This is a genomic window from Nonomuraea sp. C10, assembly GCF_008017515.1.
Lineage (GTDB): Bacteria > Actinomycetota > Actinomycetes > Streptosporangiales > Streptosporangiaceae > Nonomuraea > Nonomuraea ferruginea.
Genome location: NZ_VPFF01000001.1, coordinates 4,510,507 through 4,527,536, shown reverse-complemented (window position 1 = coordinate 4,527,536; position 17,030 = coordinate 4,510,507). Strand labels below are relative to the sequence as shown.

Here is a 17,030-nt window from a genome sequence, read left to right as displayed (position 1 = left end):
TTCCCTATCACTCCCTGGGATAGGGTAGGTTGAGGAAGTATATGGAACGATATACCGTCGAGCAGGTGGCCAACCTGCTCGACCTGCACGTCAAGACCGTCCGCGCGTACGTCCGTGACGGCCGGTTGAAGGCCGTAAAGATCGGCAAGCAGTATCGGATCGCCCGCGAAGACCTTGAGGCGTTCACCGGCCTGCCGATCGCCCCACCCCCTGCCGGTCGGCACGCCGAGGCGTCGGCCATCGTCAACATCGACGGCATCGACCGTGCCGAGATGGACCGGGTCAGCACCATGCTCCTGGCCTCGCTCGGCGGCCGGCCCACCGGCGTCCGCGCCGAATGCGTGTACGACGAGGAACGCGGCCGGCTGAAAGTCGTCGTCCTGGGCGACCTCGAGGCGACCGCCCAGGTCCTCCGGCTGATCGACGCCCTGGTCAAGCAGTAGCCCCGACCGACCGGCGTCACGACCGGCCCAGCCCACCAGGCGCATCCGCCCAGGTGTTCCGGCTGGTCGACGCCTTGGTCAAGCAGTAGACCATGACCCGCAGGCATCATGACCGGCCGAGTCCGTTCGCCCAGGTGCTTCGGCTGGTCAATGCCTGGTCAAGCAGTAGACCCGACCGGCCTGCGCCATGACCGGCCCAGCCCACCAGACGCACTACTGACCCGCCCGCCAGGCCACCGACCCGTCCGTTAGTCGCATTACAGCCCCGTCCGTTAGCCGCATCACCGACCCGCCCGTTGGGCGCATGACCTGCCCGGCCCGTGACCGGCCGTGACCTACTCCTGGAGATCCCACATGCCTGACCATCCCGCCCCCGCCACCCCGATGCCCGGTGTCCTGCTGTGTGAGGCGGACGGCCCGCCGGTGCGGACGGAGCGCGACGCCCTCGACCTGATCGGCGACGCCTGGTATCACCGCGCGCACTTCGTGGCCATCCCCGCAGGCAGGCTGCACGAGGATTTCTGGCGTCTCAGCACCCGCGTCGCCGGCGAGATCATCCAGAAGTTCGCCAACTACCGCATCAAGGTCGCCGTCATCGGCGACATCTCCGAATACGTGGCCTCCAGCGGTGCCCTCAGGGACTGGGTACGCGAAGCCAACCGAGGCGACGAGCTCTGGTTCCTCCCCGACCTGGAAGCCCTTCGCGCCCGGCTTACCGACGAGCCCGCGGCTACGAACCTGTAGGGACGCCCTGGTGCGTACCGGCGGCTGCGGACGCCGGGTCTGGCCTTACTGGGCTCACCGGCCTTACTGGGCTCACCGGCCTTACTGGGCTCAGCAGGCTCAGCGGGCTCACCGGGCTCGTCAGGCCCACCGCCGACCCTCAGGGGTTCTCCGCAACTGGCCCGGCGAAGACGTCCCGTAGGCGTACTCAACGGCGTTGAACACTACGGCAGGCGGGTCGCCGCGGCGGCGGACAGGACATAGGTGACGCCGGTCAGCCGTTCGGAGCCGCCAGAGGTGAGCGGCCGTGGCGGTGTCGTGGATGGCGCGCTCGCGAGTACGGGGAGTCGGCTCGCCGCGCAGTTGCAGCGGCCCGTCCGGAACGATGTAGCTGCCGCCGGGCAGATCGGGCACGGTCGCCGCGTACAGGGAGGTCTTCGCGCCCTCCAGAGTGGGCAAGAAGGCGACGCGGACCAGCAGGCGCGTACGAGTCGCATGCAGCCGTTCTCTGCTGCCGTCGGCGCCTCCGGTGAGCACGTTGGTGCGGGTCAGCCCGGGCGCCACGGCCATGCTGCGCAGCTTCAGCCGGGCGGCGTCGGCCCGGCGCTGCAGTTCGACGGCGAAGTAGAGGTTGGCCCGCTTGGACTGCACATAGGCGAACGCCGTGCGGTAGCGGCGTTCGGCGTTGAGGTTGTCCAGGTCGAAGCGGGCGAAGCGTTGCCCCTCACTGCTGACGGTGACCACCCGTGGATCGGGTGCGGCGAGCAGGTGCGGCAGAAGCACGCCGCTCCAGTCGGCCAGCAGGATGTCGACCCCCGATCTCGCCGAGCGAACCGTCATGATGCGGACGTCGAGGACGGCATCGGTCATGGTGTGGGCCGACATACTCCAACTCATCGCCGTGCTCACTCGGATCGAGGCCGCGAGCACAGCAAGCATGGCCGGTCGGAGTAAGGACTGCACCCTCCAGTGGTGGCCTGCCGGGAACGGTGCCGCGTGTGCCGGAGGCAAGCGGTGGCCTGCCGGAACAGCGCCGCATGCAAGCGATGGCCGTCCGGGGGACGGCGCTCCATGTGCCGGAGGCAAGCGATGGTCTGTCGGGGACGGCGCTGCATGTGCCGGAGGCAAGCGGTGGCCTGCCGGAACAGCGCTGCATGTAAGCGGTGGCCGTCCGGGGGACGGTGCCGCATGCGCCCGGAGAGGCGGCGATCGCACGGTCATGGCCCAGTGGTCGTCTTCCCTGGCGGGGGACGGCCGACCTCCTCAATGTGGCCGAGAGCTATCCGGGTGAGGTTGCGGAGGGACGTGGAGCCGGGACGGAAGTAGTCGCTGTGGCCGGCCTCGCCCGCGTCGAACAGCCGGGCGCCGTAGGCGGGGTCCGTCGGGTCCTGGCCGAAGCCCAGGGGGCCCAGCTTGGTCTTCGGGACGAACCTCATCCAGTCGTCCGAGCCCAGGCCGGCCCAGACCCGCGCGGGGCTGAACGTGGCGGCCGGGAACTCCACGCCGGGGCTGGCGACGAGGGCCAGATCCGCGATCGGGAGGCCGGAGGCGGCGGCTTCGGCGCAGACCACCGAGCCGTAGCTGTGGCACAGGAGCGCGATCGGGGCCGCGGTCCGGCGGCGGAGGTCGGTGACCATGCCGCGGAGCGCCTGCGCGCCCTCACCGGCCGCGGAGTCGGTCATGACCTTCAGGCTCCAGGTCGGTGGGGAGTCGTATCCCAGCCAGGCGACGACCGCCAGGCGCGTGCCCGGTGACTGGTCGGCCGCCTCGGCCAGGAGGGCGCGGGCCGAGCCGCCCGGCCGGTGGCTGCCGGTGTCGAAGGTCTCCGCCGTGATGTCGGCGCCCGGTACGATGACCGCCACCCGGTCGGCCGTGGCCACATCGCCGTAGACCCGGACCAGCCGTCCGCTGGTCTGGGCGGGTGGGGCCAGCAGCGCGCCGAGCGCCAGCATGCCGAGGATCCCGTGCCTGAATCGCATGGCGTCGAAGGTACGGATCCGGACCCGGATTCCGCGTCACCGCACGGGCTGATCTTGCGGGTAGTACCGGAGTCGGATCACGACGCCGGAAGGATGACCGGCCGGCCCCCGCGTCAGGGGTGGGGCCCGCCACCTTCGGGACGCCAGCGGGTGTGGCGGTGCTTGGCCTCCGGGGGAGTCAGCGGGTGTGGCGGTGCTTGGCCTCCGTGGGAGTCAGCGGGTGTAGCGGTGCTTGGCCCCCGGGGGGAAGTAGTCAGGGTCGCCGGTCTGCCGCAGCCGGATCACCGGCGTCTGGCGCGCCTCCGGCACGTAGTGGGCGAACTCGCTGTTGAGCCGCCGCAACTGGGACAGGATCGACGCGCCCACGGCCTCGGCCGTGCCGTCTGACGGCTTCTCGCCGGGGGCCAGCTCCACCGTCACCGTCAGGTGCCGGTCGCGCCGCTCGTCCTCCGCCACCTCCATCACGAACTTGCCCGTCACCAGCCCGGCCACCTCCGGCTGCTCCAGCCCCACGGAGATGTTCTCGGGGTACACGTTCGCCCCGTAGTACGACACGGTGAAGCGGCTGCGCCCGAAGACGTACGCGAAGGGCCGTTCGGGGCCGGGCGCCGACGGCTCCAGTCCGTGGTCGCGGACGAATGCCAGCATCCGCTCGTACGGGATCAGGCCGCCGTCGTCGGCGATGTGGTAGCGGATCAGCGGGATGCCGTTGTCGCCGGAGAACAGCAGGGTCCCCTCGTGCTCCTCGAAGAAGCGCGCCCCCGGGTCGTACTGGACCAGCGTGGGCAGCCGCGACTCGCCGAACAGCTCACGCGCGACCGTCGGCCGCTCCGCCAGGAAGCGGCGGATCTCCACCGACAACGGGGTCTCGTTGCCGAGCACGCCCGCGTCGGCCGTCCCGTACAGGGAGGCGATCCCGCGCACCGGATCGGCGATGCCGGCGCGGGAGGCCACCAGCGTGCGCCACTCCTCGCTGAAGACCTCGCCGGCGGTGACCAGCTTGACCTGCCAGCGGGACCAGGGCAGCCCGGCGTCGATCACGTCCTTGAGGAAGGGCGGGTAGCCGAGCAGCACCACCTGGTCGAAGTGCGGCGCCAGCTCGGGCACCACCCGCAGGATCTCCCGCTTGTCGCCGCCCGGCGCCACCACCGTCACCGGGTAGCCGAGCTCGGCCAGCCGGCGGCAGCAGGCGAGCGTGAACAGCCCGCCCACCCAGGTGCCGAGCGCGAAGCAGACCACCGCCAGCGTGCGCCGCTCGTGGGCGGCGAAGGAGTCGCGGAACACCTCCTCGAAGCGGGCCGCGACGGCGTGCTCGTCGGCGGCGGTGCGCGGCCAGAACGCGGGCTCACCCGTCGATCCGGACGACACCGCGACGATGTCACCGATCACCCCATGACGGCACAGGTCAGGGAGCGGGTGGCGTCGCGTGTACGTGTCCTTGCTCGTCATCGGCAAGCCCACAAAATCCTGAAATGTCCGGATCTGGGCGGGGTCGATGTCGTGCTCCGCCAGGAACGCCCGGTACGCGGGCACCGTCTCCACCACGTCATGGAACAGCTTGACCAGGTCCATCAGCCGACTGTACGACCGGAACCCCGGCCCGTCACTCGCCCGGCCGCACGAGCCCGGTCTCGTAGGCGTACACGATCGCCTGAGCGCGGTCGCGCAGCCCCAGCTTCATCAGCACCCGCCCGACGTGCGTCTTGACCGTCTGCTCGGCCAGCACCAGCTTCCGCGCGATCTCCTGGTTGGACAGCGCCTGGGCGACCAGCGTGAGCACCTCGCTCTCGCGCTCGGTCAGCAGGCTCAGCCGGACGGCCGAAGGCGCGGGCCGCGGCCCCAGCCGGGCGAACTCGTGGATGAGCCGCCTGGTCACGCCCGGTGAGATGAGCGCGTCGCCGGCCGCCACCACCCGGACGGCCTCGGCGAGCTGGGCGGCCGAGGCGTCCTTCAGCAGGAACCCGCTGGCGCCGGCCCGCAGCGCCTCGTAGACGTAGTCGTCGAGGTCGAACGTGGTCAGGATGAGCACCTTGGACCGCGAGCCGGGCGAGCACAGCCGCCGGGTGGCCTCCAGCCCGTCCATCACCGGCATCCGCACGTCCATCAGCACCACGTCGGGCGCCAGCTCGGCGGCCCGCTCGATCGCCTCCCGCCCGTCGGCCGCCTCGCCCACGACCACGATGTCGGGCTGGGAGCTCAGGAACACGGTGAAGCCCGTGCGCACCATGCCCTGGTCGTCGGCGATCAGAACCCGTATCACCCTGAACCCCGTCCGGTCGGCAGCACCGCGGTCACCTGGAAGCCTCCCACCGGGACCGGCCCCGCCTCCAGTGTGCCGCCGAGCAGCGCCGCCCGCTCGCGCATGCCGACGAGCCCGTGACCGGCGCCCGGCGAGTGGGCGGGGGAGGAGCCGGGGCCGTTGGTGATGTGCAGGCGCACGCCGTGGTCGTCGCGGCCGATGTCGAGCACGACGGTCGCGCCGGGGGCGTGGCGCATCGCGTTGCTCAGCGACTCCTGCACTATCCGGTAGGCGGACATGCCCACCGCCTGGGGCACCCCCTCCAGCGACTCGGGCCGCCTGACCAGCACGGACAGCCCGGCCGCCCGCGCGTTGGCCACCAGGTCGTCCACCTGCTCCAGGCCGGGCTGCGGGGCGGTGTCGGTGCGGCCCTCCTCGTCGCGCAGCACGCCGAGCACCTGCCGGAGCTGGGCGATCGCCTCCAGCGACAGCGCGCGGATGCCGGCCAGCCCCGCCTCCAGCTGGGCCGGGTCGCCCGCCGCCTTGAGCGGCACCGCCTCGGCCTGGATCGCGATCACCGACATGTGGTGGGCCACCACGTCGTGCAGCTCGCGGGCGATGCGGGCGCGCTCCTCCAGCACGGCCTGCGCGCCCATGGCCTCCTGGCTGCGCCGCTCCTCCAGGGCGAGCCGCTCGGTGGCGCTGCGCCGCACCCGGACGTTGTAGCCGAGGAGCATGACGGCGCCCACGATGACCGACCCGAGCGGCATGCCGTTGGGGAAGGCGATCCACATCACCAGCACGCTGATCACCCAGGCGGCGCCGGTGATCCGCCGATCGCAGCGCACCGCCACCGAGTAGGCCACGAGCAGGTAGGAGAGCACCATCTCCGGGGTGTAGGGGTTGTCCTCGTAGTCGATGCCCAGCTCGAAGGAGACCCAGAGCCCGGCGGGCAGCAGGGCCAGCGAGGCGCGCCAGGCCGCCAGCGGCCTGCGGTCGCGCAGCACGAGCGGCACCGCGACCCCCAGCGCGGCCAGATAGGCGACGGCCAGGCGTCCGTCATGCTGGAGGACCCGGTCGTAGGTGGTCAGGAACAGGACGAGGGCCAGCAGCGCGTCGGCCGTCCGCACCAGGTCGAGCGTGCGGAACGGCAGCAGCCCGAGCCAACGCGGCACCGGCATGGCCAGCCGGCGGGACCGGGGCGTGGGCGGGTCGGCCTCGCCCTTGTAGAGCACGAGAGGGATGGGGCGCAGCACGGCCGAGAACACGGTTGAAGACTACGAGCCGGGTGCGCGCCGCGCGTCGCACCCAGGTCTGATCCGCTCTCACCCTTAGGTATCGCTTACATGATTACGCTCGCTCTGAGCGAACATCGGCAAGCAAGGGAACATTACGAGGCTCCGATGAATTGAGTCGATATAACTCAATCCTTTGGAGTTCGCATGAGTGAGAGCTTGATCCTGCCGGTTCTGCCGCTGGACGACGCCGTCGTGCTGCCGGGCATGGTGGTTCCCCTGGACCTGTCCGACTCCGAGGTGCGCGCCGCGATCGACGCGGCCCAGGCATCCGGTGGCAACAAGCCCCAGGTGCTCCTCGTTCCCCGCATCGACGGCCGCTACGGCGCCGTCGGCGTGCGCGCCGTCGTCGAGCAGGTCGGGCGGCTGCCCGGCGGCGAGCCCGCCGCCGTGGTCCGCGGCGTCGACCGGGTGCGCATGGGCGCCGGCACGACCGGCCCCGGCGCGGCGCTGTGGGTGGAGGCCGTGACCGTGGACGCGGTCCCCGCCGGTGAGCGCGCCACCGAGCTGGCCAAGGAGTACAAGGCCCTGGCCACCACCATCCTGCAGAAGCGCGGCGCCTGGCAGGTGGTCGACCAGGTCAACCAGATCGACGACCCCTCGGTGCTGGCCGACAGCTCCGGCTACACCCCGTGGCTGTCCACCGCCCAGAAGGTGGAGCTGCTGGAGGCCGGCGATCCCGCCGACCGGCTGGCCAAGCTGGTCGAATGGTCCCGCGAGCACCTGGCCGAGCTGGACGTGGCCGAGACGATCCGCAAGGACGTCCAGGAGGGCATGGAGAAGCAGCAGCGCGAGTTCCTGCTGCGCCAGCAGCTCGCCGCCATCCGCAAGGAGCTGAAGGAGCTCAACGGCGACTCGGCCGAGACCGAGGAGGAGGACTACCGCGCCCGCGTCGAGGCGGCCGACCTGCCCGGGAAGGTGCGCGAGGCCGCACTCAAGGAGGTCGACAAGCTGGAGCGGACCTCCGACCAGTCCCCGGAGACCGGCTGGATCCGCACCTGGCTCGACACGGTCCTCGACCTGCCGTGGAACGTGCGTACCGAGGACAACTACGACATCGTCGGCGCCCGCGAGGTGCTGGACGCCGACCACACGGGCCTGTCCGACGTGAAGGACCGCATCATCGAGCACCTGGCCGTCCGCAAGCGCCGCCAGGAGAAGGGGCTCGGCGTGGTGGGCGGCCGGCGCAGCGGCGCCGTGCTCGCCCTGGCCGGCCCTCCCGGCGTCGGCAAGACCTCGCTCGGCGAGTCGGTCGCCCGCGCCATGGGCCGCAAGTTCGTCCGCGTCGCGCTCGGCGGCGTCCGCGACGAGGCGGAGATCCGCGGCCACCGGCGCACCTACGTGGGCGCGCTGCCCGGCCGCATCGTCCGCGCCGTCCGCGAGGCCGGCTCGATGAACCCGGTCGTGCTGCTCGACGAGGTCGACAAGGTCGGCGCCGACTACCGCGGCGACCCGACGGCCGCGCTGCTGGAGGTGCTCGACCCGGCGCAGAACCACACGTTCCGCGACCACTACCTGGAGGTCGAGCTCGACCTGAGCGACGTGCTCTTCCTGGCCACGGCCAACGTCCTGGAGGCGATCCCCGGCCCGCTGCTCGACCGGATGGAGGTCGTCACGCTCGACGGCTACACCGAGGACGAGAAGGTCGCCATCGCCCGCGACCACCTGGTGCCCCGCCAGCTCGGGCTGGCCGGCCTGACGGCCGAGGAGGTCACCGTCGAGGACGAGGCGCTGCGCAGGCTGGCCACCGAGTACACCCGCGAGGCCGGCGTCCGCTCCCTGGAGCGGACGGTCGCCCGCATCCTGCGCAAGGTCGCGGCCGGCGACGAGCTCCCTGTCACGGTCGGCGCCGACGGCCTGACCGCCTATCTGGGCAGGCCCAGGTTCGTGCCGGAGTCGTCGCTGCCGGAGAACGCCCAGCGGACCTCGGTGCCGGGCGTGGCCACCGGCCTGGCGGTCACCGGCGCGGGCGGCGACGTGCTCTACGTGGAGGCGTCGCTGGCCGACCCGGAGACCGGCGAGACCGGCCTGACCCTGACCGGCCAGCTCGGCGACGTGATGAAGGAGTCGGCCAGGATCGCGATGTCCTACCTGCGCTCCCACGGCGCGGAGCTGGAGCTGCCCGTCACCGCGCTGAAGGACCGCTCGGTGCACGTCCACTTCCCGGCGGGCGCCGTGCCCAAGGACGGCCCGTCGGCGGGCGTGACGCTGACGACCGCGCTGGCCTCGCTGCTGTCGGGCCGGCAGGTCCGCGGGGACGTGGCGATGACCGGCGAGATCTCGCTCACCGGCCGGGTGCTGCCGATCGGCGGCGTCAAGCAGAAGCTGCTGGCGGCGCACCGGGCGGGCATCTCCACGGTGCTCATCCCGGCGCGCAACGAGCCGGACCTGGACGACGTGCCCCAGGAGGTCCGCGACGAGCTGACCATCCACGCGGTCAGCGACGTGCGCGAGGTCCTGGACATCGCGCTCGTCCCGGCTCAGGTGGCCGGCAGCGTCGCCGCCTGATCCCGTACGAGGACGCCCCGCTCCGGCGGGGCGTCTTCCGTATGGGGAGGTCTCAAGGGAGGGAGGCGGTGAACTCCAGCACGCTCTCGTTCACCTCGGACGCGAAGTGGCCGGAGATCGAGTGCGTCGCCTCCGGCCACAGCTCGGCGCGCACGCCGGGGATGAGGTCGCGCGCCCGCCGGATCGCCAGGGCCGGGTCGTGGATGACGCTGCGCCCGGCCACCAGCACCAGCGCGGGCACCGTGATGGAGCGCAGCTGCTCGTCGGTGAAGCGCGCGGGAGGCGGGAGCGCGGGCCGGTAGTGCGCCATCGTGGCGGAGATGAGCCGGGCCACGGGGTCGTCCGGCGCGATCTCGCCGCCGGTGCCGTCGATCCACCTGAGAAAGCGCGGCCGCGCCCAGCGCGAGACGAACGGCAGCATGACCGGGATCGTCCGCAGGATCAGCCCGGCCGGTATCGGGGCCAGCGTGTTGGCCGGGTCGATCAGGCTGATCGAGGCCACGCGGCGCGGATCCCGCACGGCCTGGTTGCACGCCAGCCAGCCGCCGATCGACATGCCGACCAGGTGGGCGGCGCCGATCCCGAGCCCGTCGAGCGCGGCCGAAAGCCAGGCGGCCTGGTCGCCGGCGTCCTTGATCGGCGCGGTCTGCTCGCTGCGGCCGCCCTCGCCGAGCAGGTCGAGCACGTACACGGGGCGGGCCGCGGCCAGCCCGGGGAGGTTCGGCAGCCACATGACGCCGGTCGCCGACTTGCCGTGCAGCAGCACCAGCGGCGTGCCGCCGCCCTCGCCGAACCGGTACGCGCGCACCCGCCCGAACGGCGTCGCCACGTCATGCGTCCCGGCCGGTGACGGCAGCGCGGCCAGCGTCTCGTCATAGACCTTCTCGTACGCCGCCCGCGCGGCGGGCGTGGCGAAGCGGCCGATCTCCGGCATCTCACCCTCCTTTGCCATACGATCATATTGCGTTCTTTGTCGTACGATCATATGGCGAAAATCGGGAAGGCGGGCGGATGCCGAAGAAGGTCGACCACGAGCAGCGGCGCGAGCAGATCACCGAGGCGCTGTGGGGCATCGCCGCCTCGCGCGGCCTGGAGGCGGTCAGCATGCGCGAGGTGGCGGCGGCGGCGGGCATGTCCATCGGGCTGGTCCAGCACTACTTCGCGAGCAAGGACGAGATGCTCCTGTACGCGACCGCCCGCCTGCGCGATCAGCTGAGGGAACGCCTCGGGCGCAGCCTGGCGGGGATGGAGTCCGCCACGCCCCGCGACCTGGTGCGCGCCCTGCTCCTGGCGATGCTGCCGCTGGACGCCGAGGCCCGGACGGCGACGCTGGTCGGGGTGGCGGTCTTCTTCCGCGCGCTCAACGACGAGACCATGGCCGTCCGCTACCGGGAGGGCCGCGCCCTGCTGTCCGCGGCGGTGGCCGAGCGCCTGCAAGGGCTCGCCGCCGATCCCGCGATGGCCGCGGACGCCCTCCTGGCGCTGACCGACGGGCTGGCCTCCGACCTGCTGCTCGGTCACCTCACGGCGGATCGCGCGATACGCATCCTCGATCGGCAGATCTCCCAAATGACCGAATCATCCGCTCATTTGACCGAATGATTCGGTCATGCTTCCATGGTTCCATGCTGTACGGGACGCCCGAGCTGGAGCCGGCCGACAAGGCCGTGCTGGTGGAGATCGAGGAGATGCGTCGCGATCTCAAATACCGGCTGGCCGAGACCCACCGCTGGGACGGCCAGTTGCGCCGCCAGCTGCGGGCGAGGGCGATCCAGGGCTCCAACTCGATCGAGGGCTACCACGCCAGCGTCGAGGACATCGAGTCGATCATGGAGGGGGAGGAGCCGCTGGAGGCGTCCGACCGGGTCACCCGGGAGATCGCCGGCTACCAGCAGGCGCTCACCTATGTCCGGCTCCTGGCCGAGGCCCCGGCGTTCCGCTATGACCAGGGCCTGCTCAACGCGCTCAACTTCATGATGATCGGCCACCACAGGCAGAAGGGGCCGGGCGTCGTCCGGCCTGGCGGCATCTACATCCGCGACTCGGAGACGGGCGGGGTCGTCTACGAGGGTCCCGAGGCCGAGCTGGTGCCCGGCCTCCTCGACGAGCTGATCGCCTGGCTCAACCACGGTGACCTCGGCGCGCCCAGTTACGTGCGTGCCGCCATGGCGCATCTCAACCTCGTCAAGATCCATCCCTGGCGCGACGGCAACGGCCGGATGTCCAGGGCGCTGCAGACCCTGGTCCTCGGGCGCGACCGGATCACGACGCCCGAGTTCTGCTCGATCGAGGAGTGGCTCGGCCAGCAGCGCACCACCCTCCACTACTACGAGATGCTCGGCCGGGTCGGCGGGCGGCAGTGGGGGCCGCACGGCGACACGCTGCCCTGGGTCAGGTTCTGCCTGCGCTGCCACCACATGCAGGCCCAGCGCGTCCGTCAGCGGCTCACCCAGGCAGGGGAGATCTGGATGCTGCTCGAAGAGCGGGTCGACGCCGACGGGCTCAACACCCGCTCCGTGTCCGCGCTCTACGAGGTGTTCGTCAACCGCAGGCTGCGCCGGAGCCGCTACCAGGCCGACGAGGGGCTCAGCCAGGGTCAGGCCGCCCGCGACCTGCGGGAGCTGGCCGCGAAGGGCTGGCTCCAGCCGTACGGGGAGACCAAGGGACGCTTCTACGAGCCGGGCCCGCGCATGCGCGCGATCAAGGCCGACTTCGCCCGGCGGGCCGAGCCGCTCCGCGACCCCTACCGAGTGAGCGACGTCACCCCCTGAGTCAGGAATAGCCGCGCCGCGGGGCGTCGTTGGCATGAGCATGACCGAGGGACACGCGCATCGCCGATCCGGCCGGTGTTGTCGCCTGCGCATGGGGCGGATGACCGCCCGCCAGGCCCGATAACCGCCCGCCCTCCCTCGAAGGTCTTCCCGTGATCATGCCCTGTTACGTGCTGCGCCGGCTGAGCCATCTGCCGTTCCATCCGGGTTCGCGATAGAGCGACCGGCTCTCGTACGGGATCGTTTCCAGCTCCGCGGCCATGGGCCGCCTTTCAGCCATGGGGAAGTGTCGTGATCGAGGTTTCCGGCCTGCGCAAGGCGTACGGCCGCACCGTCGCGCTGGACGGCGTGGACCTGAGCGTGCGCGAAGGCGAGGTCTACGGCGTGGTGGGGCGCAGCGGCGCCGGCAAGAGCACGCTGCTGCGCTGCGTCAACCTGCTGGAACGACCCGACTCCGGCACGGTGAGGGTGGCCGGCCAGGAGCTCACCGGGCTCGGCGGCCGTGACCTCAACCGCGCCCGCCGCCGCATCGGCATGATCCACCAGCATTTCGCGCTGCTCTCCTCGCGGACCGTGGCGGGCAACGTGGCCTTCCCGCTGGAGGTCATGGGCGTGCCCAGGGCGGAGCGCCGCCGCCGCGTCGCCGAGCTGCTGGAACTGGTGGGGCTGAACGGGCGCGAGCGCGACCACCCGCACCAGCTCTCCGGCGGGCAGAAGCAGCGCGTCGGCATCGCCAGGGCGCTCGCCGGCAAGCCGGCCGTGCTGCTGTCGGACGAGGCCACCTCCGCGCTCGACCCTGCCACCACCCAGTCGATCCTGGACCTGCTGAAGCGGCTCAACACGGAGCTGGGCCTGACGATCCTGCTCATCACGCACGAGATGGACGTCATCAAGAGCGTCTGCGACTCGGCCGCCATCATGTCCGGCGGGCGCGTCGAGGAGTCGGGCGCCGTCGCCGACCTCATCAGGACCCCCGGCTCGCGCCTCACCCGGGAGATCTTCCCGCTGCCCGGTCCCGCGCCCGCGGGCTCGGTGACGCTCACCTTCACCGGCGACCCGCAGCGGCCGCTGGTGTCGGAGGTGGTGCGCAAGTTCGACGTGGACGTGAGCATCCTGGGCGGCGCGATCGAGGAGATCGCCGGCGGCTCGGCCGGCCGGCTGCGGGTCGCGCTCACCGGTGACGAGGCTCCGGCCGCGCTCGACTATCTCCGCGAGAGCGGGCTGCTGGTGGAGGTGTCATGACCTGGGAAGAGATGGCGCCCCTGCTGGTGGAGGCCACCGTCGAGACCGCGATCATGGTCGGCTGGTCGGCGCTGCTGACCGTGCTGCTCGGGCTGCCGCTGGGCGTGGCGCTGGTGGTGTTCGACCGCGGCGGGCTGCGGCCGCTGCCCGCTCTGAGGTCCGTGCTCGGGATGGTCGTGAACGTGGGCCGGTCGCTGCCGTTCATCGTGCTGATGATCGCCATCATCCCGTTCACCCGGCTGGTCGTCGGCACCACCATCGGGACCGCCGCCGTGGTGGTGCCGCTCACCGTCGGCGCCGTGCCGTTCTTCGCCCGGCTGGTGGAGACCTCGCTGCGCGAGGTGGACCGGGACGTGATCCAGGCCGCGCAGGCGATGGGGGCGGGCCGCGCCACCGTCGTGGCCAAGGTGCTGCTGCCCGAGGCGCTGCCGGGGATCGTCGCCGGGATCACGGTGACGGTGGTCGCGCTCATCGGCTACACGGCCATGGCCGGGACCATCGGCGGAGGCGGGCTGGGCGACCTGGCCATCCGGTACGGCTACCAGCGGTTCGAGACCGGCGTGATGGTGGCGACCGTCGTGCTGCTGGTCGTGATCGTGCAACTCATGCAGAGCCTGGGCGACTACGCCGCCCGGCGTCTATCGCACAAGTAAAGGAAAGATCATGAAATTTGGTCGAATAGTGGGTGCTGCCGCGCTGGCTCTGTCGCTCGCCGCATGCGGTGCGTCGCAGTCCGCGACCAGCGAGCCGGACGGCGCGCTCAAGGTCGGCGCCAGCCCGGTGCCGCACGGCGAGATCCTCGCCTACATCGACGAGAACCTCGCCGAGGCCGCCGGCCTGGACCTGGAGATCGTCGAGTTCACCGACTACGTGCAGCCGAACGTCCAGCTCAGCGAGGGCAAGCTGGACGCCAACTTCTTCCAGCACAAGCCGTACCTGGACGACTTCAACGCCTCCAAGGGCACCGACCTGGCCTTCGTCACGCCGGTCCACCTGGAGCCGCTCGGCCTGTACTCCAAGAAGGTGACCGAGCTCGGCGGCCTGGCCGACGGCGCCACCGTGGCCGTGCCGAACGACGCCACCAACCTGGGCCGCGCGCTCAAGCTGCTCGCCGACAACGGCGTGGTGACGCTCAAGGAGGGCGCGGGCACCGCCGCCACCGAGCGCGACGTCACCGGCAACCCGAAGAACCTGAAGTTCGAGCCGCTGGAGGCCGCGCAGCTGCCGCGCTCCCTGGACGACGTGGACGCGGCCGTGATCAACGGCAACTACGCCATGGAGGCCGGACTCAAGCCCGCGTCCGACGCCCTGACCCTGGAGAAGGGCGAGGACAACCCGTACGTGAACGGCCTGGTCGTCGCCGCCGGGCAGGAGCAGGACCCGGACATCGTCACGCTGGGCAAACTGCTCCAGGACCAGAAGGTGAAGGACTTCATCGCGCAGAAGTACGCGGGTTCGGTGACCGCCGCCGGATAAGGCGACGTTAAAGCGGCTTGCAAGCCGGGGGCAATCGGTTCCGCTTATCAATGACCCGACAGCAGAACCGACCTCTTCCCGAGGAGCCCTCAAGTGCGATTCGCAACTCGAATCCTGATCGGCGTCGCGGCCGCCTCCATGGTGGCCGTCGCCGCCCCCGCCGCGGCGAGCGCGACGACGACGACCAGTGCCTCCGCCTCCTACGACAGCTGGGGCCCGTACCACTCCAGTGACCACAACGCCAAGGCCGAGGGTCATGTGAAGGTGGAGAAGAAGACCTACAAGCACTGGTACTGGAAGACCGTCTGGACCCCCAAGAAGGTCTGCAAGTGGCACGACGGGGAAAAGAAGTGCTGGTGGGTGAAGAAGAAGGACAAGAAGCGCGTGTGGGTGTGGAAGCACGTCGACACCTTCGACGTCCACAGCAAGCTCCACAACGACAAGTGGTGGGGCAAGAACAAGTGCGCGTGGGAGACCTTCAAGGTCGTCACCAACGACGGCGACACCTCCTTCGAGCGGTTCAAGAACTGCCACAAGCACCCGAAGCACTTCTCGTTCTCCGGTAAGGACGTCGCTCACATCTACGTGAACGTGAGCCGCGGCGACCACTGGGGCCCGAAGGGCTGGAACTCCGGCTGGCAGGACGTCTACCACGCCGTCTGATCCATGACAGCGAGCCGCGGCCTCGAAGGCGAGGTCGCGGCTTCGCCGTGTGCGGAGGCTGGCTTTTCCCGGCGTGAACAGAATACTGTTCGGTCATGTACCCGGGAGCCATCGCAGCCGTCACCCCCGACAAGCCCGCTGTGATCATGGCGGGCTCCGGTCAGGTCGTCACCTATCGCCGGCTCGACGAGGAGTCGAACCGGCTGGCCCACCTGTTCCGCGCCGCGGGCCTGCGGCCGGGCGACCACATCGCCTTCATGTTGCCCAACCATCCGCTCTTCCTGGCCATCGCCTGGGCCGCGCACCGGTCCGGCCTCTACTACACGGCGATCAGCTCGCGGTTGCAACGCGACGAGCTGGCCTACATCGTCGACAACTGCGGCGCCCGGGTGTTCGTCTCCAGCGCCGCCCTCGCCGAGGTCGCCACCTCCATCACCGCCGACACGCCGGGCGTGGAGCTGCGGCTGATGCTCGACGGCACCGCCGAGGGCTTCCAGTCGTACGAGGAAGCCGTCGCGGCCCATCCGGTCACCCCGATCGACGACGAGGTGCAGGGCACCGACATGCTCTACTCCTCCGGCACCACCGGCAGGCCCAAGGGCGTCAAGCCCGCCCTGGCGCTGGAGCCGCTGACCGAGCCTGGCGCCCTGTTCGGCCTCATCCAGTTCCTGTTCGCGCCGTCGGCCGACAGCGTCTACCTGTCGCCCGCTCCGCTCTACCACGCGGCCCCGCTGCGTTACTGCATGACGTTCCAGCGCATCGGCGCCACCCTCGTGGTCATGGAGCGCTTCGACCCCGAGGAGTACCTGCGGCTGGTCGAGAAGTACCGGGTGACGCACTCGCAGCTGGTGCCGACCATGTTCATCAAGATGCTCAAGCTGCCGGAGGAAACCCGGGCGAGATATGACCTGTCGTCGCTGGAGGCCGCCATCCACGCGGCCGCGCCCTGCCCGATCCCGGTCAAGGAGAAGATGATCGAGTGGTGGGGCCCGATCATCCACGAGTACTACGCGGGCACCGAGGGCAACGGCTTCCTGTACGTCGGATCGAAGGACTGGCTGGAGCACAAGGGCACGGTCGGCCGTTCCCTGCTGGGCCCGGTGCACATCTGCGACGAGGAGGGCGAGGAGCTGCCGCCGGGCGAGCACGGCACGATCTACTTCGAGAGCGCCGCCGCCTTCGAATACCACGGCGACCCGGACAAGACCCGCTCGGTGCAGGACCCGCGGGGCCGCGGCTGGACCACCCTCGGCGACATCGGCTACCTGGACGAGGAGGGCTTCCTCTATCTCACCGACCGCCGCTCGTACATGATCATCTCCGGCGGGGTGAACATCTACCCGCAGGAGGCGGAGAACGCCCTGTGCGTGCACCCCAAGGTCGCCGACGTGGCCGTGCTGGGCGTGCCGGACGAGGAGATGGGCGAGCAGGTCAAGGCCGTGGTCCAGCCGGTGTCGATGGACGAGGCGGGGCCGGAGCTGGAGAAGGAGCTGATCGAGTACTGCCGTTCGCAGCTGGCTCACTACAAGTGTCCCAAGTCGGTCGACTTCAGGGCGGAGCTGCCCCGGCATCCCACGGGCAAGCTCTACAAGCGGCTGCTCAAGGACGAGTACTGGAAGTGATTTTTCCGCGCCGGGCAACGGGCTTCGAGCAGGGAGGATAAAGTCGTCGTTTACGAGTTCAGCCGCCGT

At 70.7% G+C, this 17,030-nt stretch carries 16 protein-coding genes; 10 read left to right on the top strand and 6 right to left on the bottom strand.

Translation table 11 applies throughout. The features are described from left to right. The first annotated feature begins 41 nt into the window (after nt 1-41). Nucleotides 42-443: a helix-turn-helix domain-containing protein gene (locus FR742_RS20820; protein ID WP_148032487.1), complete on the top strand. Its 402-nt coding sequence runs from the start codon at nt 42-44 to the stop codon at nt 441-443. A gap of 354 nt (nt 444-797) precedes the next feature. After that, nucleotides 798-1,187: a DUF4180 domain-containing protein gene (locus FR742_RS20815; RefSeq protein ID WP_148032486.1), complete on the top strand. Its 390-nt coding sequence runs from the start codon at nt 798-800 to the stop codon at nt 1,185-1,187. 120 nt (nt 1,188-1,307) lie between these two features. Here FR742_RS20815 and FR742_RS20805 read toward each other — a convergent pair whose 3' ends face one another. From FR742_RS20805 to FR742_RS20785, 5 genes are all read right to left on the bottom strand, one after another. Then, nucleotides 1,308-2,051 (bottom strand): hypothetical protein, encoded by a 744-nt coding sequence (locus FR742_RS20805; protein ID WP_222709011.1) that lies wholly within the window; start codon nt 2,049-2,051, stop codon nt 1,308-1,310. 332 nt (nt 2,052-2,383) lie between these two features. Continuing rightward, entirely contained in the window at nt 2,384-3,145 is a 762-nt protein-coding gene (locus FR742_RS20800) for an alpha/beta hydrolase (protein ID WP_148032485.1), read from the bottom strand. A 213-nt stretch (nt 3,146-3,358) separates the two neighbouring features. Next, nucleotides 3,359-4,717, bottom strand: coding sequence for a phenylacetate--CoA ligase family protein (locus FR742_RS20795; protein ID WP_148032484.1), 1,359 nt, complete (start codon nt 4,715-4,717; stop codon nt 3,359-3,361). 31 nt (nt 4,718-4,748) lie between these two features. Beyond that, nucleotides 4,749-5,405, bottom strand: coding sequence for a response regulator transcription factor (locus FR742_RS20790; RefSeq protein WP_148032483.1), 657 nt, complete (start codon nt 5,403-5,405; stop codon nt 4,749-4,751). Further along, nucleotides 5,402-6,652, bottom strand: coding sequence for a sensor histidine kinase (locus FR742_RS20785; protein ID WP_148032482.1), 1,251 nt, complete (start codon nt 6,650-6,652; stop codon nt 5,402-5,404). Before FR742_RS20785 ends, FR742_RS20790 begins: the two co-directional genes overlap by 4 nt. 174 nt (nt 6,653-6,826) lie before the next feature. Here FR742_RS20785 and lon point away from each other — a divergent pair, with 174 nt between their 5' ends. Then, on the top strand, nt 6,827-9,187 hold the full coding sequence (gene lon, locus FR742_RS20780) for an endopeptidase La (RefSeq protein ID WP_148032481.1): 2,361 nt from the start codon (nt 6,827-6,829) through the stop codon (nt 9,185-9,187). Between the two features lie 52 nt (nt 9,188-9,239). Here the strand turns inward: lon and FR742_RS20775 are convergent, their stop codons facing one another. Beyond that, nucleotides 9,240-10,121, bottom strand: coding sequence for an alpha/beta hydrolase (locus FR742_RS20775; protein ID WP_148032480.1), 882 nt, complete (start codon nt 10,119-10,121; stop codon nt 9,240-9,242). 77 nt (nt 10,122-10,198) lie between these two features. Between FR742_RS20775 and FR742_RS20770 the strand changes: the two genes are divergently transcribed. From FR742_RS20770 to FR742_RS20740, 7 genes are all read left to right on the top strand, one after another. Then, on the top strand, nt 10,199-10,789 hold the full coding sequence (locus FR742_RS20770; protein ID WP_148032479.1) for a TetR/AcrR family transcriptional regulator: 591 nt from the start codon (nt 10,199-10,201) through the stop codon (nt 10,787-10,789). Nucleotides 10,790-10,812: 23 nt separating this feature from the next. Next, on the top strand, nt 10,813-11,958 hold the full coding sequence (locus FR742_RS20765) for a Fic family protein (RefSeq protein WP_148032478.1): 1,146 nt from the start codon (nt 10,813-10,815) through the stop codon (nt 11,956-11,958). A gap of 291 nt (nt 11,959-12,249) precedes the next feature. Then, nucleotides 12,250-13,200 carry a methionine ABC transporter ATP-binding protein gene (locus FR742_RS20760; RefSeq protein ID WP_148032477.1) on the top strand — a complete coding sequence of 317 codons (951 nt, stop codon included), beginning with the start codon at nt 12,250-12,252 and terminating at the stop codon, nt 13,198-13,200. Beyond that, a complete protein-coding gene (locus FR742_RS20755; RefSeq protein ID WP_148032476.1) occupies nt 13,197-13,853 on the top strand; it encodes a methionine ABC transporter permease in 657 nt (218 codons plus the stop codon). Before FR742_RS20760 ends, FR742_RS20755 begins: the two co-directional genes overlap by 4 nt. A 10-nt stretch (nt 13,854-13,863) precedes the next feature. Then, complete coding sequence (locus FR742_RS20750; RefSeq protein WP_148032475.1) at nt 13,864-14,676, top strand: MetQ/NlpA family ABC transporter substrate-binding protein; 813 nt, start codon at nt 13,864-13,866, stop codon at nt 14,674-14,676. 93 nt (nt 14,677-14,769) lie between these two features. Continuing rightward, a complete protein-coding gene (locus tag FR742_RS20745; RefSeq protein WP_148032474.1) occupies nt 14,770-15,339 on the top strand; it encodes a hypothetical protein in 570 nt (189 codons plus the stop codon). A gap of 95 nt (nt 15,340-15,434) precedes the next feature. Next, the gene (locus FR742_RS20740; protein ID WP_148032473.1) at nt 15,435-16,961 is read left to right on the top strand and encodes an AMP-binding protein; all 1,527 of its coding nucleotides are present in this window, start codon (nt 15,435-15,437) and stop codon (nt 16,959-16,961) included. Nucleotides 16,962-17,030: the final 69 nt, after the last annotated feature.

Bases quoted from the DNA above. Each gene is read 5' to 3' on its own strand.
- FR742_RS20770 (WP_148032479.1), top strand. From the start codon at position 10,199: ATGCCGAAGAAGGTCGACCACGAGCAGCGGCGCGAGCAGATCACCGAG.
- FR742_RS20805 (WP_222709011.1), bottom strand. From the start codon at position 2,051: ATGTCGGCCCACACCATGACCGATGCCGTCCTCGACGTCCGCATCATG.
- FR742_RS20755 (WP_148032476.1), top strand. From the start codon at position 13,197: ATGACCTGGGAAGAGATGGCGCCCCTGCTGGTGGAGGCCACCGTCGAG.
- FR742_RS20795 (WP_148032484.1), bottom strand. From the start codon at position 4,717: ATGGACCTGGTCAAGCTGTTCCATGACGTGGTGGAGACGGTGCCCGCG.
- FR742_RS20765 (WP_148032478.1), top strand. From the start codon at position 10,813: ATGCTGTACGGGACGCCCGAGCTGGAGCCGGCCGACAAGGCCGTGCTG.
- FR742_RS20740 (WP_148032473.1), top strand. From the start codon at position 15,435: ATGTACCCGGGAGCCATCGCAGCCGTCACCCCCGACAAGCCCGCTGTG.
- FR742_RS20815 (WP_148032486.1), top strand. From the start codon at position 798: ATGCCTGACCATCCCGCCCCCGCCACCCCGATGCCCGGTGTCCTGCTG.
- FR742_RS20750 (WP_148032475.1), top strand. From the start codon at position 13,864: ATGAAATTTGGTCGAATAGTGGGTGCTGCCGCGCTGGCTCTGTCGCTC.
- FR742_RS20775 (WP_148032480.1), bottom strand. From the start codon at position 10,121: ATGCCGGAGATCGGCCGCTTCGCCACGCCCGCCGCGCGGGCGGCGTAC.
- FR742_RS20820 (WP_148032487.1), top strand. From the start codon at position 42: ATGGAACGATATACCGTCGAGCAGGTGGCCAACCTGCTCGACCTGCAC.
- lon (WP_148032481.1), top strand. From the start codon at position 6,827: ATGAGTGAGAGCTTGATCCTGCCGGTTCTGCCGCTGGACGACGCCGTC.
- FR742_RS20800 (WP_148032485.1), bottom strand. From the start codon at position 3,145: ATGCGATTCAGGCACGGGATCCTCGGCATGCTGGCGCTCGGCGCGCTG.